At 59.9% G+C, this 15,287-nt stretch carries 13 protein-coding genes; 6 read left to right on the top strand and 7 right to left on the bottom strand.

The window, feature by feature from the left end:
• Nucleotides 1–36: 36 nt before the first annotated feature.
• Together B9G99_RS11090 and B9G99_RS11085 are read right to left on the bottom strand one after the other, a co-directional pair.
• Nucleotides 37–1,302: an inorganic phosphate transporter gene (locus B9G99_RS11090; protein WP_086622212.1), complete on the bottom strand. Its 1,266-nt coding sequence runs from the start codon at nucleotides 1,300–1,302 to the stop codon at nucleotides 37–39.
• Between the two features lie 47 nt (nucleotides 1,303–1,349).
• A complete protein-coding gene (locus B9G99_RS11085; protein WP_086622211.1) occupies nucleotides 1,350–2,030 on the bottom strand; it encodes a TIGR00153 family protein in 681 nt (226 codons plus the stop codon).
• Between the two features lie 103 nt (nucleotides 2,031–2,133).
• Here B9G99_RS11085 and B9G99_RS11080 point away from each other — a divergent pair, with 103 nt between their 5' ends.
• Nucleotides 2,134–3,045, top strand: coding sequence for a CYTH domain-containing protein (locus B9G99_RS11080; RefSeq protein ID WP_086622210.1), 912 nt, complete (start codon nucleotides 2,134–2,136; stop codon nucleotides 3,043–3,045).
• Between the two features lie 15 nt (nucleotides 3,046–3,060).
• Here B9G99_RS11080 and B9G99_RS11075 read toward each other — a convergent pair whose 3' ends face one another.
• The gene (locus tag B9G99_RS11075; RefSeq protein ID WP_086622209.1) at nucleotides 3,061–4,908 is read right to left on the bottom strand and encodes an EAL domain-containing protein; all 1,848 of its coding nucleotides are present in this window, start codon (nucleotides 4,906–4,908) and stop codon (nucleotides 3,061–3,063) included.
• A gap of 221 nt (nucleotides 4,909–5,129) precedes the next feature.
• Here B9G99_RS11075 and B9G99_RS11070 point away from each other — a divergent pair, with 221 nt between their 5' ends.
• Entirely contained in the window at nucleotides 5,130–6,137 is a 1,008-nt protein-coding gene (locus B9G99_RS11070; RefSeq protein ID WP_227875789.1) for an ion transporter, read from the top strand.
• 83 nt (nucleotides 6,138–6,220) lie between these two features.
• Here B9G99_RS11070 and B9G99_RS11065 read toward each other — a convergent pair whose 3' ends face one another.
• Nucleotides 6,221–6,841, bottom strand: coding sequence for an L-threonylcarbamoyladenylate synthase (locus tag B9G99_RS11065; protein WP_086622207.1), 621 nt, complete (start codon nucleotides 6,839–6,841; stop codon nucleotides 6,221–6,223).
• A 33-nt stretch (nucleotides 6,842–6,874) separates the two neighbouring features.
• Nucleotides 6,875–7,810, bottom strand: a complete 936-nt coding sequence (locus tag B9G99_RS11060) for a PHP domain-containing protein (RefSeq protein ID WP_335617604.1) — start codon at nucleotides 7,808–7,810, stop codon at nucleotides 6,875–6,877.
• A 183-nt stretch (nucleotides 7,811–7,993) separates the two neighbouring features.
• Between B9G99_RS11060 and B9G99_RS11055 the strand changes: the two genes are divergently transcribed.
• From B9G99_RS11055 to mnmC, 3 genes are all read left to right on the top strand, one after another.
• Nucleotides 7,994–8,569, top strand: a complete 576-nt coding sequence (locus B9G99_RS11055; RefSeq protein ID WP_086622205.1) for a septation protein A — start codon at nucleotides 7,994–7,996, stop codon at nucleotides 8,567–8,569.
• A 2-nt stretch (nucleotides 8,570–8,571) separates the two neighbouring features.
• On the top strand, nucleotides 8,572–8,871 hold the full coding sequence (locus B9G99_RS11050; protein ID WP_086622204.1) for a YciI family protein: 300 nt from the start codon (nucleotides 8,572–8,574) through the stop codon (nucleotides 8,869–8,871).
• Nucleotides 8,872–9,065: 194 nt separating this feature from the next.
• Nucleotides 9,066–11,090 carry a bifunctional tRNA (5-methylaminomethyl-2-thiouridine)(34)-methyltransferase MnmC2/FAD-dependent 5-carboxymethylaminomethyl-2-thiouridine(34) oxidoreductase MnmC1 gene (gene mnmC / locus B9G99_RS11045; protein WP_086622203.1) on the top strand — a complete coding sequence of 675 codons (2,025 nt, stop codon included), beginning with the start codon at nucleotides 9,066–9,068 and terminating at the stop codon, nucleotides 11,088–11,090.
• Between the two features lie 42 nt (nucleotides 11,091–11,132).
• Here the strand turns inward: mnmC and B9G99_RS11040 are convergent, their stop codons facing one another.
• Together B9G99_RS11040 and B9G99_RS11035 are read right to left on the bottom strand one after the other, a co-directional pair.
• Entirely contained in the window at nucleotides 11,133–11,840 is a 708-nt protein-coding gene (locus B9G99_RS11040; protein ID WP_086622202.1) for a response regulator, read from the bottom strand.
• Nucleotides 11,841–11,892: 52 nt separating this feature from the next.
• Nucleotides 11,893–13,560 (bottom strand): ATP-binding protein, encoded by a 1,668-nt coding sequence (locus B9G99_RS11035; RefSeq protein WP_086622201.1) that lies wholly within the window; start codon nucleotides 13,558–13,560, stop codon nucleotides 11,893–11,895.
• A gap of 337 nt (nucleotides 13,561–13,897) precedes the next feature.
• On the opposite strand from B9G99_RS11035, the gene B9G99_RS11030 reads away from it, so the two are divergent.
• Nucleotides 13,898–15,211, top strand: coding sequence for a 2-hydroxycarboxylate transporter family protein (locus B9G99_RS11030; protein WP_086622200.1), 1,314 nt, complete (start codon nucleotides 13,898–13,900; stop codon nucleotides 15,209–15,211).
• Nucleotides 15,212–15,287: the final 76 nt, after the last annotated feature.

The following is a 15,287-nucleotide window of genomic DNA, read 5'->3' as shown; positions in this document are numbered from 1 at the left end:
TCTTTTCTGATACGTTATGCCGGCATGGTCGAGAATCTAGCCAAACATGCCCTTGAGCATGAAAAAGAAGATGATCGACAGGGCTGCACCGGCCGGCAGAGTGACCAGCCAGGAAATCACGATGGTACCCAGCACCCGCAGGTTCAGTGCCTGCATCCCGCGCGCAAGGCCTACACCCAGTACCGCACCGACCAGCGTATGCGTGGTGGAAATCGGCAGTCCCGTGCCGGAGGCAATCACCACGGTCGTGGCCGCAGCAAGCGTCGCTGCAAAGCCGCGCGACGGCGTCAGCTCGGTAATTCCGGTGCCGACCGTGGCAATCACGCGGTGGCCGTAGGTCAAAAGACCCACGACGATGCCGCCGCCGCCAAGAATCAGAATCCACCAGGGCAGCGCCGCGTCCCCGCCGATATGCCCCTGGCTCTGTACGACGCTGACCACAGCCGCCAGCGGACCCACGGCGTTGGCCACATCGTTGGAACCGTGAGCAAAGGCCATGGCACAGGCGGTAAACATCATCAGAACCCCGAAGATGCGCTCAACGCCCGTAAAACTGGAGCGATTTCCTCCGCGCGGCTCATGCGTGATACGCCGTTCAAGCAAAATGCCCAGCAGCGTAATAATCGCGCCCACACCCATGGCCCAGAGCAGCGCATCGATAAAGCTGAGGTTCAGCCCCACATGGCTCAGACCCTTGAGTAGCGTCACCATGGCCACGATAAACCCGACCAGAAACATGTAACCCGGCACATAGCGACGCGCTGCCGCCAGCGGATCACGATTTTCAAAGATCAGGCTCTGAATCGAGCGAAACAGCAAAAAGGCGAGCACTCCGGCAATGAACGGCGAAGTGACCCAGCTCGAGACAATCTGGCCAACCTCACCCCACTGCACGGAACCTGGCCCGAGCCCTGCGACGGCAAAGCCGACAATGGCACCGACAATGGAGTGCGTGGTTGAAACCGGCCAGCCCTTTTTCGAGGCAATCATCAGCCAGATGGCCGCCGACAGCAGTGACGAGAGCATGCCATAGACCAGATACTGAGGCGTTTCATTGAGCAGGGTCGGGTCGATGATGCCGTTGCGGATGGTGGAGGTGACTTCACCACCAGCAAGCCACGCGCCCAAAAATTCGAAAACAATGGCGATGGCAATCGCCTGACGGATGGTGATGGCCTTTGAGCCAACCGAGGTACCCATGGCATTGGCAACGTCGTTGGCGCCAACCCCCCAGGCCATGAAAAAACCGAAAACGCAGGCGAGAAGAATAAAGAGCTCGCCATGCTGTGCAATGATGGTCATAGGAAAATGTCGTTATCCGAACTTCGGCACCCGAGGATGGCGTGCACCTATCGGGCCAAAAGGATTTGCAGGCGGCTGCCTACGCGTTCAGAGCGGTCGGAAACCTCACCGATCCAGTCGATGATCTGATAAAGAAACATGACATCGACGGGTGGCAGATTTTTTTCCAGCTCAAAAAGGCGGCGCCGGATCATGACCTGCTGATCGTCGGCCTGGTGTTCGAGTTCATGCAATTTGCGGATTTGATCGCTCAGAAGGTCGGAGACATTGCGCCCGAACCCTGACTCGAGAAGGTCATCCAGCTCGGCCAGTGCCTGACGGGCCTGATGGACGGTCGCGACAGCCGTACGCACGTATTCCTGAAAGATATCTTCCATGGCTTCAGGAATACGCATGCGCCGGCCCAGCATGATTCCGGCGATATCCTTGATCTTGTTGGCGATCTTGTCCTGTACACTGATCAACTCGAGCAGGTCGGAACGCGATACCGGCAGGAAAATGCTGTTGGGCAGATTCATGCGAATATGGGTTTTCAGTTCATCGGCCTGATGCTCGCCGTTACTGATGCTGTTGCGAATCTCGCCGGCACGCTCCCAGTCCTGCTCAAGGGTTGCCTGAAAGAAGACCGGCAACAGGTCGGCACACTCGACCGTCTTGTCGATATGTTCAAGCAGCGGCTGGAACGGCGATCGGCCGAACAGTGCTGAAAAGGGATTGGATGACACCATGGTGATTTCACTGCAATGAAAAATGGCGTTACCAGTATATTTATCTGACTACCCTGCGTCATGAAAATTTAACGTTTGGCCCCCGGATAGAGCGAATCAACACATGAATCCGAGCACGCAAGGCGACGATACGGACACAAAATCCCTTGAGACCCCGCAGGAGGTAGAGCTCAAGCTGGCCCTGAGCCAGAAAAGCGTCGAAGCACTCAAGTCACATCATCTTCTAACGCAGGCGGCCTGCGAAACGCACCGTCTGGCCAATGTCTATTACGACACCCCCGAGCGCGCGCTCGAGCAGTATCGCGTGGCCCTGCGCCTGCGCGGCGACGGCGCGCGCTTTGTGCAAACGGTCAAGACAGCCGGTCACGGCCACGGCGGATTGCATACCCGTGGCGAGTGGGAGACCCCGCGTGATCAGGAAAGTCTGGATACGAACTGGCTGGCTGGACTGGGGGTCACCCCGTTTGAACAGGACGCTGTTCGAGAGCATCTGGCGCCGGTCTACCGCACGGACTTTCAACGCACACAATGGCTACTCGAACATGACGGCAGCCATATCGAGCTGGCGCTGGACATCGGTGAGATTGTTGTCGGCGAGCGTCGGGTTGAAATCCATGAAGTCGAACTGGAGCTCAAGGGCGGCCGGGAAGACGCACTCTGGTCGCTGGCCGAGAAGCTGGCCGAACATTGCGCCCTGCGTCCGGCGAACGCCAGCAAGGCCGCAAGGGCCGTTGCGCTGCGCGAACAGCACTGGCAGCTGCCGCCCTGTGCACAGGACATGCCGGAACAGTGCCTTGAGCGCGCCATTCTGGGGCTGGATGCCTTTCAGGACAGCCGACAGCAGACATATTTATACGCTGCACGCCAGGCCCTGCTTAATCTGGTCCGTCATGACGATCCCAACGTGGCTACCCTCGCTGGGCGACTGGCCGAGTCGCTGTCCCGCACCGAGTGGCTCGACTGTCGCTTCGGCCAGCAGTGGCTGTTGTTGATGCAGCGACTGTACCGTCAGTAGGTCATCGCAGGGCGCTCACATGGCCTTGACCGATGTCGGGTGTAGCGATACCGGCAGCAGCGTGGCATCAAGCTGTCCCAGCACATCCTGGGATGGCATGGGCCGGGCATAGATAAACCCCTGAATCTGCTCGGCCCCCATGTCGCAGACCGTTTTAAGCGTGGCACTCTCCTCGACCCCCTCTACGACCACACGGAAATCGAGACGACGACACAGGTCGATGACCGAGGTCATGACGTGACGCTTGCGCGGCTCGCGCTCCAGATCCATGACAAAGCGACGATCGATCTTGATGCAGTCCAGCGGCAGCTCGCAAAGCTGCGACAGCGAAGAGTAGCCGCTGCCAAAATCATCCAGAGCAATCGAAATGCCGTGCTCACGCAGTCGAATCAGATTGCGCAGCGCAATCGCAGGTTCTGCCAGTACAGCCGATTCGGTAATTTCCAGATTGACCCGCCGCGGGTCGGCGCCGTGTTTCTCGATCAGGCGCATCATGTCATCGACCAGCATCGCATCCTTGAGCTGGTGACGGGACAGATTGATGTTGATGACAAAGTCACGGCCAAAACGTTTGGTAAAGGCCGGGTCCACCAGAATACGCAGTGCCTTGTCGACCAGATGCTGACTGAGCTGATGGATCAACCCGGTGGACTCGGCCGCCTCGATGAAGGCACCCGGCATGGCAATGTCGTCACCGTCACGCAGACGCATCAGGGCTTCAAAGGCGATCACTCGCCCTCCTTCCCTGACGCTGACAATGGGTTGCAGAAAACAGAGCACGCCATCACAGGCCAGCGCCGCGCGGATCAGCTGCTCACCGCGGCTGGCCCTTGTGGCCCGGGCCTGAAGCTCGTCGTTGTAGTAATGAATGCCACCGACGCCTGCGCTCGAGGCATTATTGATGGTCAGGCGTGCCTGCTTTCTCAATGATTCGATACTGTCATGATGGCCGGATTCAAAGGGCACCACGCCCACCACATACGACAGCCAGACACGACCTGTCGGCGTTTCCAGTGGCATGCCCAGCATCTGCTGAAGCGGTTCGAGAAAACGCGCCAGGGCCTGCTGACTCTGAAAGTCGGTGACCAGCGCATAGCTGAAACCGGGCAGTGCAATCAACTGGCTTGCCGGCAGCAGCTCACCGAGCAATGTGGCGATACGAACTTCGAGCTCACGGGTATTGTGGAAATGCTCGGACTCGCTCAAAAGCGTGGCATTGACCATGGTGATCTTGACCAGCGCATGACAGGCGCCCGGAGATTTCCCAAGCGCATCCTGAAGAATCTGGTCGAGCAGATCAGAGTTGCCAAGACCGGTGACCGAATCACGATAGCGCTCGTGGGTAATGTCACTGAGCACGCCGGTCAGCCCGGGCGCTGCCTTCTCCTCGTGACCCACCGTACGCAGGCGTACAAAACGCCACTGCCCCCGGCCATCAAGCAGACGACATTCGATGCGTGAAAGAGCGCTCGTAGTGACCGCCTGCTGACAGTGCTGGCGCACTCTTTCGCGGTCTTCCGGGTGCAGCATTTGACACCACTGCGTCAGCGAGGAAGGGTCTGCATCATCGTGATAGAGCGTTTTCCAGCGCGAGGACAGCGTCAACGCATCGCTTTCTGCCTGCCAGTGCCAGATCACGTCATGCTCACACAGCAGCATGCGTTCATAACGAGACAGCCGAATATCATCCGGTATCGAGTGGACAGTCTCGAGCGTCACGGGAGGCTTGAGCAATTCGACCAGGTTATCGCAGCAGCTCGACAGATGGGCAAGCCGTTTGTCATCGGGCGTTGTCACCTCTGCCGCAAGCTCATCGGCCAGATAGCGAATGTCATGACATAATGCCTGCACCGTACGACGCATGGCGCACCCCGTAAAAGTTGTTACTGACTGACAACGGACCAAATCGTGCTCTGCTCGTTACCCCGTTCGATGGGTAACCCGAGACAGGCATGCGATGGCCGTCAAGCGTATTGCTGTGTTTAACGGCGAGGGCTGCGTTTGCTGAAGCGCCATGGCATGATTTTTTGGCGTCCACGTTGAATTCAGACGCTACTTTCTCTCATAAGGATTTCGGAGCGCTGGTGAGCAGCCAACCCCAAAAACACAAACTAACGCTTCGCGAGCGTATCTTTCAGATCATTTTTGAATCGGATACGCCCTCCGCCAAGGCCTTCGATATTGCGCTGATCATCATGATCGTGATGAGCGTTGTGATCATCATGCTCGACAGTGTCGTCAGTCTTAAGGCCCGCTATGGCGAGGCTTTTCTGATCGCCGAATGGTGCTTTACAGGCATTTTCACGGTCGAGTACCTGCTGCGCCTTTACTGTCTGGACCGCCCCTGGCGCTACGCCCGCAGCACCTATGGCATCATCGACCTGCTGAGTATCCTGCCGTCCTGGCTGAGCCTTTTGATCCCCGGCTCTCAGGCCATGCTGGTCATCCGGGTACTGCGTGTCATGCGTCTTTTCAGGGTGCTGCGCCTGATGGAGTTTGTCGGCGAGGGCCATCTTCTGCTTGAGGCGCTGGAGCGCAGCAGACAAAAGATATTGATGTTTTTGATGACGGTCATCTCACTGGTGATCGTCTTCGGGGCGCTGGTCTATCTGATCGAGCCGGTCGAGGCCGGTTTTACCAGCATTCCCAAGTCCATCTACTGGGCGGTGGTGACGCTGACCACGGTCGGCTACGGCGACATTTCCCCCATCACGCCGCTGGGACAGTTCATCTCGGCGATGATGATGATTCTGGGTTATTCGATTCTGGCCGTCCCGACCGGCGTTTTCTCCGCCGAGGTCATGCGCTCGATTCAACGAAATCATTACTCCGATGAAGCCTGCCCCGGCTGCGGCCATGAGGGTCATGAGCGCGACGCCAGGTACTGTCGGCTTTGCGGCTCCTGGCTTGATGAGGAGGCCGATGACCCCAGGCGCAAGGAAATTGACGATGAAATCGAGGAACTGCAAAAGGAACGCGAAGCCCTCGATGAGGAGGCCAAACGACTGGAGCAGGAGCGAGATGGCAACCCGCCCTCCCACGATGGCTGCGATGACTCGGAACCCACTGATGACTCACCGAAGCCGCGCTAACGGGCCATCGATGTCGTGATCAAAAAACCTGCAGGCATGCCTGCAGGTTTTTTTAGGCCAACACCCATGCCTCGGCGTCTGCATCAGCCAAAGGCGCTGACATCCCCCCGGCCCTGCCGGAGCACTTCAGGCGGCAGGGTTCGCATGTCCAGCACCGTGGTCGGCTCCATGGGACAGGCACCACCATCGATGATGGCATCAAGCTGCGATCCGAAGCGGTCACGAATGTCTTCGGCGTCCGTCATGGGCAGGGTCTCGTCCGGCGCGATGAAGGTCACGCTCATCAACGGTGCTCCAACGGTTTCCAGAATGTCGCGGGTGATCCGGTGATCCGGCACGCGAATGCCGATGGTACGACGCTTGGGGTGCAGCAGCAGTCGCGGCACTTCGTTGGTGGCATCCAGAATGAAGGTATAGGCACCCGGCGTGTGCGCCTTGAGCACTCGAAAGATCGGGCTGTCCATGCGTGCATAGGTGCCGATCTCGTTGAGATCGGGAAACATCAGGGTGAAGTTGTGCTTTTCATCAAGGTTACGCAGACGCTTGATCCGCTCCACGCCCTTCTTGTTGCCCGGCAGACAGCCCAGCGCGTAGCCGGAGTCGGTCGGGTAGGCAATGACGCCTCCCTTTTCAAGGATCTCGCGCGTCTGGGTCAGAAGGCGCTTTTGCGGGGTTTCCGGGTGCAGGGAAAAGAACTGGCTCATGGATATCTCTCCTGGGTCTGACAAAAATGGCGCTCAGGGCCTTGCGAAGGCGGGTACCAGCCGCGGATGCTGCCAGATGGGCACCAGCTGACTGCGTGGCACGGCACTCAGGGTGCCCGGGGCCAGCGCCCCGCCCTGATAGTGAAAGTCACTGCCCAGCGAGGCATAAAGCCGTCGTTTGGCCAGAAGCGAGGCCAGGTCACGACTGCGGTCATCGTTTTGATAACCGCTGATCAGCTCGGCGCCCTCGCCCCCGAGTTCGCTGAACTCATCAAGCAAAAGCCCCAGCCGCCGACGGGTCAGACCGTAACGCAAAGGATGCGCCACGATCGCCACGCCACCGGCCTTGTGAATGCTCTCGAGCGTCTCTTCCAGTGTGGGCCAGTGCACCTTCACATCGCCAGTCTTTCCGGCCCCCAGATAGCGCTTGAAGGCCCGTGCCATATCCGGCACCAGTCCTGCATCCACCAGCGCCCGGGCAAAGTCGGGACGTCCCAGCAGTCGGGCATCAGGGTTCTGTTCACGCGCCCGTTCGAGCGCATGATCAAGGCCGACCTTCTCAAGCCGTCGGGCGATTTCGAGCGCCCGCTCATGACGTGCGTGGGCGAGACGCCCAAGCAGCGCGGTCATCGGCGCCTGGGCCTGCCCATGCCACAGCGCGACCACATGAATGCCCACCCCCTGCCAGCGAGTGGACAGCTCAACGCCGGGGACCAGCGTCATCCCCAGCGCCCGGGCCCTGTGTGCTGCTGCCTCGATGCCATCGATGGTATCGTGGTCGGTCAGCGCCGCGCAGGACAGGCCGCGCTGATGACACAGTGTCATCACGTCCTGCGGCGAGAGTCTGCCGTCGGAGGCCGTGGAGTGCATGTGCAGATCGATATGAGCGGCCTGCTCGAGCGTCATGCCGGGATCAAAGACAGACGACCCGGGGCCAGGGGATGACGATGTAGTATCCTGCGCGTTCATTGGCCTCTCGATAGCAGCAAAATCAGTGGCAGCGAAGTCTGCGTGATATAACGGCGTCGGCGTCCATGTAAAACGTAACGACGGTGAATGCGGGCATGTTGCGCCGGGTGCCCCGAAGAATCAATGAATGCCCGTATTTCCGCCAGAAGCCCTGCTCGCGGGCGCTTATCAGGAGTGTTGTGTATGAAAATGCTGATCGACTTTCTGCCGATCGCCATCTTCGTTCTGGTCTATCAGATGACCAAGGATATCGTGCTGGCCACCGCCGTGCTGATCCCCGCCACCATCGTACAGGTGCTCTTTACCTGGTGGCGCTGGCGCAAGGTTGAAAAGATGCATCTGGTGACGCTGGCGCTGGTCGTGCTGCTGGGCGGTGCCACGGTCATTCTGGGCGATGGTGACTTCATCAAATGGAAGCCGACCGTGGTCAACTGGCTCTTTGCCGTGGCCTTTCTGCTCTCGCCCCTGTTTGGTGGCAAGTCACTGATCCAGCGAATGATGGAAAAGAACCTGACCCTGCCCTCACCGGTCTGGATGCGTCTGAACCTGGCCTGGGTGGTCTTCTTTCTGGCCATGGGCGCCATCAACATCGCCGTATTCATGCATTTCAGCGAAGAAGTGTGGGTCAACTTCAAGCTCTTTGGCATGATGGGCCTGACGATCCTGTTTATCCTCGTTCAGGGGGTCTATCTGGCCCGCCACCTGCCTGATGAGAAAAAGACGATCCATTCCACCGGCACCGACTCAAAGGAGAAGTAAGCATGCTGTACGCCATCATCGGAGAAGATGTGGATGAAAGCCTTGCGGCGCGACAGAGCGTGCGTCCGGAACATCTGGCCCGTATTGAAGTCCTGCGCGATGAGGGGCGTCTGGTACTGGCCGGCCCGTTTCCTGCCGTGGATGGCCTTGATCCGGGCGAGGCCGGCTTTACCGGCAGCCTGATCGTGGCCGAGTTTGATTCTCTGGAACAGGCCCGTGCCTGGGCCGATGACGATCCCTACGTCGGTGCCGGTGTTTATGCACAGGTCAGCGTTCGTCCATTCAAAAAAGTATTGCCCTGATCGATAGAAGGCCCGAATTCGCGGGGCTTGTACGCGCTTATCCACAGGATTTCTGTTATGCACACTCTGGGTGGATAAGCCTGTGACAACATTGTGCGATCCCCGCGAACACATTGCGCAAAGCGTGATGGGGACAGGCCTGACAGAAATCGTTCAAAATTTGATCACCCCTGACCTCTCCGCGGTATTGCCCCTTGTCTTCCAATCATTCCCGGGTATCTTTCGCCCTTCAGCCGGCACAGCTTCACTGGCGCGACGATAACGCGCCTGAAGCCATTGATTACGGCGATGTCTACTTCTCGCGAGAAGATGGCCGCCGCGAAACCGAACACGTCTTTATCGCGGGCAATCATCTCATCACGCGCTGGCACGACTGGCCTCACGCCCGCCCCTTTGTCATTGGCGAGACCGGTTTTGGCAGTGGCCTCAACGTGCTGTGTGCCGCCCACGCCTTTCTGGCACACGCCCCCGCCACGGCCCGGTTGCACGTGGTCTCGACCGAGCAGCATCCGTTCACGGCTGAGGACCTGGCCAGGGCGCTGGGCCACCATGAGGATTTTGCCGGTCTGGTAGCCGCCCTGATCGATCAGTGGCCGCCGGCCATGCGTGGCCTTCATCGCCTCGCCCTGCACGAGCGCATCACGCTGGACCTGCATTTCGGGGACGCCGCTGAAAGCCTTGAGCAGCTGGAAGGCCGGGTGGACGCCTGGTTTCTGGACGGGTTTGCGCCATCCAAAAACCCGGCCATGTGGTCGCAGCCACTCTTTGCTGCGCTGGCAGGCGCCAGCCGGGAAGGCACGACGTTTTCAACCTTCACCTGCGCCGGCGTGGTCAAACGTGGGCTGCGCCAGGCCGGCTTCGAGATCAAAAAGGTGCCGGGATTCGGGCGCAAGCGCGAGATGCTCAGTGGCCATATGTCAGACCTGCCACCGGAGCATGAACGTCATTCGAGGCGACGACGCCAGACGCCCTGGGTCATTGATGCCGCACCGCGCCAGACAAGTCAGAACGACCACATTGCCGTGATCGGGGCCGGTATTGCCGGCACCAGCGTGGCTCATGCGCTGGCACGGCGCGGGCGTCGCGTCACGCTGATCGACCCGACCCCGCCGGGCAGTGGCGCCTCGGGCAACCGTCAGGGCGCGCTCTATATTCGCCCGGCCGTCGAGGTCAACGAGCAGAGCCGGTTCTATCTCGCCGCCCTTCAATACGCGCAGCGCTTTTTAAGCCAGGTCGACCCGGCGCAGGCGCTGTGGCATCCGACCGGGGTGCTGCAGCTGGCCACCAGCGATCGTGAAGCCAGCCGCCAGCAGCGCTGCCTGAACCACTGGCAGCTGCCCGAGAGCGTGGTGCGCGGTGTCGATCGCAAGGAGGCAGAAAGGCTTGCCGGGCAAACACTGGCCGAGGACGTGCGCCATGGCCTTTACTACGCAGGGGCAGGCTGGGTGCGCCCGGACCGTCTCTGTGCCCATCTGGCCGAGAAAGACGGCATCACCTGGCACCAGGCAGAACTCGAGGCGCTGACTTCAACGGACACGGGTCATGACCTGACCCTCAGCGATGGCACACGCCTTCACGCCGATCACGTGGTGCTGGCCTGCGCCGACGGCGCCAGCCGACTTTCGCCATCCGGGTTTCTGCCGCTACAGGCCGTGCGTGGCCAGGTCAGCCATTACCAGCTCGATGAGAAGACGCAGGCCCTGTCGCCACGCTGCGTCGTCTGCGCCGGCGGCTATGCCCCGCCAGCATGGGAGGGTGTACAGAGTCTCGGGGCGTCGTTTTCGCCCAATGACCGCGATCTGTCGCTGCGTGACGAGGATGACGCTTTCAATCTCGGGGAGCTGACGCGCACGCTGCCCAACCTTGCCAACGCCCTGCAGACCTCAAGGCCGCTGCCCTCGCGCAGCGGCCTGCGCTGCGCCAGTCCTGACAAGTCACCCTACGCCGGTGGACTACCACGCAGCCAGGAATGGGAGACAGCCTATGCGCGCATGGGATTTGATGCCACATGCGTGCCGGAAACGCTCGGACGCTATCACTCGGGTCTGTGGGTGACGCTGGCCCACGGCTCGCGCGGATTGGTGAGTGCTCCGCTCATTGCCGAGCTTCTGGCCTCACGCATCTGCGAAGAGCCTCTGCCGCTGCCCGACACGCTGGTGGATCATCTCAACCCCGGACGCCGGCTGATTCGTGCCATCATTCGCCGCGAAGCGCGATAAGCTCGCAGGGCGCGCCAGAGAGAACTTCTGGTGCGCCCTGGTCTAGTTGACGATGCGCTCCAGCGCCTCACGATCCAGACAGCGGTAGGAAAACGAGGGCCGCCCGACCTGGCCGTAGGCGAAGGACTCGGTCAAAAGCCCCAGGTTGGCCAGGTACTTGAGATACTTTCGAATCGACACGCGCGACATGCCGGCGACCTCGGCCAGTCCTTCGGTGGAAAATTCGTCCTGAGACAGCGCCAGAATGGCCTCACAGACCTGGGCCAGACTGTGGGCGGTCAATCCCTTGGGCAGGCCGTTGAGACGCCGTGGCGCGTTACTGTCGGCACGAAACAGGGTATCCAGCGTCTGCTGGTCGACCTGGTCGCTCAGGATGTCGAGCGTATCACGGCGCTGTCGGCAGGTTTCGAGCGCCTCGCGAAAGCGCCTGAACTCGAAGGGCTTGACCAGAAAATCGTTGACGCCCAGACGTCTTGCCTCGCGTACCGTTTCGGTTTCCGAGGCGGCCGTGATCAGAATGATGTCGGTATCGATATCACGCTCACGCAGCCAGCCCGCCACTTCCAGACCGCTTCTTTTGCCCAGATAGACGTCGAGCAGCACCACATCGACGGTTTCGCGCTCCAGTACCACCAGCGCCGTGGTCACGTCGCTGCAGCGTCCCACCAGCGACATGTCACCGACCCGGGTGAGATAGTCGACATTGAGCTTCATGACCATCGGGTCATCTTCTACGATCAATACTCTCATGCGTGGTTGCTCTTGCATCCGATGAACATGCAGGCCCGGCCTGCGTGTTCGGTCATTGACGTGTTCGCCCGTTTGCTGCCTCAGCAGTACCATTGGCAGGATCATAGGGATAGCTGACCTCGATCAGCGTGCCCTGCCCGGGCGATGAGTAAAGTGACAGACTGCCTTCGACGGCATCGACCTGTTCGCGCACCAGAAAGAGCCCCAGCCCGCGGCGCTCACCCTTGCTGGAAACCCCATGTTCGAAAATCTGCGTCTGGCGCTCGAGCGCAATACCGTCACCGTTGTCCTGAATCTGCAGTGACAGCGTGCGTGACTCCAGCGCCATGTGAATGGCTACACAGGGGTCGTCGCAAGTGTCGAGCGCCTCAAAGGCATTTTCCAGCAGATTGCCGATGATACTGACCAGCGCGTGCACCGTGGCGCCGTCACTGGCCTGAGGGATGGGGGTTTCCGCCTCGACGCTCAACGTGATGCCCTTCTCCCGTGCCTCGCTCTGCTTGCCGATCAGAAAGCCCGCCAGCACCGGCTCGCGGATACGCTCAACGATCGACTCGGACACCGCATGGCGGTAGTCCACCAGCTCCTGCAGATAGTTTCGAAGCGCCGGCAGATCCTCCAACTGAGCCAGCCCCAAAATGACATGCAGCTTGTTCTTGAACTCGTGTGTGGTCGCCCGCAGCGCTTCGGCGTAACGCCGCACGCCGGTCAGCTCCTCAGCCAGCGCCTGCATTTCATGGCTGTCACGAAAGGTCATGACCGCCCCGACCAGCCGACCATCGGCCTGCATCGGCTGATAGTTGCCCAGAAAGGACTGTCCTCCCAGTGCCATGCGACGATTGATCATGGGGCGATCACTGAGGGCCTGATGCTCGCTGCCGCTGGGGGGCAGCAGCACGTCAAGCTTCTCGCCCAGTCGAATCCTGGACGCATTGAGATCCCCCAGAAGCGAGCGTGCGGCCGGGTTGATCAACGTCACCCGAGCCCTGGCATCCACGGCAATAACGCCTTCATGAATGGCATCCAGCGTGACGCGTCGCTCGGCTACCAGGCGCGCGATATCGTCAGGCTCCATGCCCATCAGGCGACGACGAATGGTACGCGCAAGCCACGCCGAGCCCAGCCCACCAATGGCAAGAATGGCCAGAAAGAGAAACAGCAGCCGCTTGTGTGAGGCCGCCCGCAAGGGCGCCAGATGTGAAAGCGTCACGCCGACGGAGACCGCACCAATGATATCGCCCTCATCATTGCGCACGGGGGAGAAGCCGCGAATGCTGGTGCCCAGCGTGCCGATCGCCAGCGACGCATAACGCTTGCCTTCAAGCGCCGGCCCCTCATCACCGCCCCGGAAATGATGGCCGATCCATTCCCGGTTGGGGTGGGTCAGTCGAATGCTTTGTGGATTCACGATAACGATGAAATTGACATTGAGCAGCTCACGCAGGGTTTCCATGCGCTGTTCGATATCGGAATCCGGTGAAGGGGGTACGTCACGGCTCAGCGCCTCGATGACCTCACGACTACGTGACAGCGTCGTGGCCACGTTGACCACGCGATCCTGCTGAACACGCGTAATACCGCGCCAGAGCTGGTCGCTGAACACACCGTAGGCCACGACCAGTGACGCCAGGATGGTCATAAAGGCCAGCAGCGCCGCCAGAGTATTCAGACGGACCGGCGACTTGCGCGGCCAGGGATATTCATTCACATTTTGCGGCATGTCCTGTCCTGGATCATGGCAGAGGCCAATGGATGGCGTTTCGCCCATTGTGCCAGAACCTAGTGATCTCTCATCGTTTCGCGCCACGCCATATACGACCAAGGATGAATAAACCTTGGTGCTATTTCGCAGAGTATCCATTTGTGACCCAGCGTGGCGTCACGTTTTCATTAGTTTCAAAAGCCTTTTTTTAATTCATAAAACTTGGTCACAAACGGCGTGTCCGTAATCCTCGCATCAGCCTGTCAGGGCCCTGTCGATTTCGTCGCGATGCTGTCCTGACACCGCATGTCCATTCTCCCATCCGCTTTTGATTGACACATAACAGGTCATTGCCATGTCACAGTCAGATACTGCGAGGGCAGACAGCACCCCCTCTTTCACAACGTCCGTTGCCTCCTGGCGTATTTTCGGACTGCCTCTGCCGCTGTTTGGCATCGCTCTGGTGGTTTTGATCGCGGCCATGATGCTGGACGCCCTTCCCACCGGCATGATCGGCGCCCTCGCCGCCATGATGATTCTGGGGGAACTGCTGGGCTTTATCGGCGACCGGATGCCCATCGTGAAAAGCTACCTGGGCGGGGGCGCGATCCTGGCCATTTTCGGCGCCGCGGCGCTGGTCTATCTGCAATGGCTGCCTGAAAGCGTCAGCGACAATGTCACTGACTTCATGAAGGGCGGCGGCTTTCTTAACTTCTATATCGCAGCGCTGATCACCGGCAGCATTCTGGGCATGGACTCGAAGGTGCTGGTCAAGGTCGGCACCCGCTTTGCCCTGCCGCTGTTGTGCTCGGTTCTCTTTGCCGCACTGTTTGCCATGGGCGCGGGTCTGCTGCTGGGCTTTTCCCCTCAGGACGCCGTAGTCGTGATCACCCTGCCCATCATGGGTGGCGGCATGGGCGCCGGTGCCGTTCCGCTGAGCCAGATCTATGAGCAGCTGCTGGGTCAGCCGGCCAGCTACTACATTTCGATTCTGGTACCCGCGCTGGCACTGGGTAACGTTTTTGCCATCATCATTGCCGGCCTGCTCAACGGCCTTGGCAAGCGCGTCCCATCGCTGACCGGTAACGGACAGATGATGCCGGGTGTCGAAATCAACGATCACGAGACAGCCCCCGATCTGGGCAAGCTGGGCATCGGCGTCATTGTCGCCCTGAGCTTTTACATCAGCGGTGAGATTCTGGGCACCGTGATTCCGCTGCACCCCTACGCCCTGATGATCATTCTGGTAGCTCTGGTCAAGATCAGCGGCCTGCTGCCGGAAAACATCACTGACGCCGCCGCCCAGTGGTTTCGCTTCGTGGCCAAAAACTGGACCTTTGCGCTGCTGTTCGGTATCGGCATTGCCTACACCGACCTGGGTCAGGTCATTGATGCCATCTCCATCACCTATGTCCTGATTGTCTTCGCCGTCGTTGCAGGTGCGGCCTTCGGTGCCGGTCTGGTGGGTCGTCTGGTGGGCTTTTACCCGATCGAAGCCGCCATCACGGCCGGACTGTGCATGGCCAATATGGGCGGCACCGGTGACGTGGCGGTGCTGTCAGCAGCCAACCGCATGCAGTTGATGCCCTTTGCCCAGATATCTTCTCGTCTGGGAGGCGCCCTGATTCTGCTGCTTTCAAGCCTGCTGGTGCCGCTGCTGTTTGCCTGACCGGCGACAGCCACCCCACCGTGTCAGGTTTTGAAAACAAAACGCCGCTCTCATGAGAGCGGCGTTTTTTGATGGT

The organism is Kushneria konosiri, assembly GCF_002155145.1.
GTDB lineage: Bacteria > Pseudomonadota > Gammaproteobacteria > Pseudomonadales > Halomonadaceae > Kushneria > Kushneria konosiri.
This window is presented reverse-complemented; position numbering and strand designations above follow the sequence as displayed.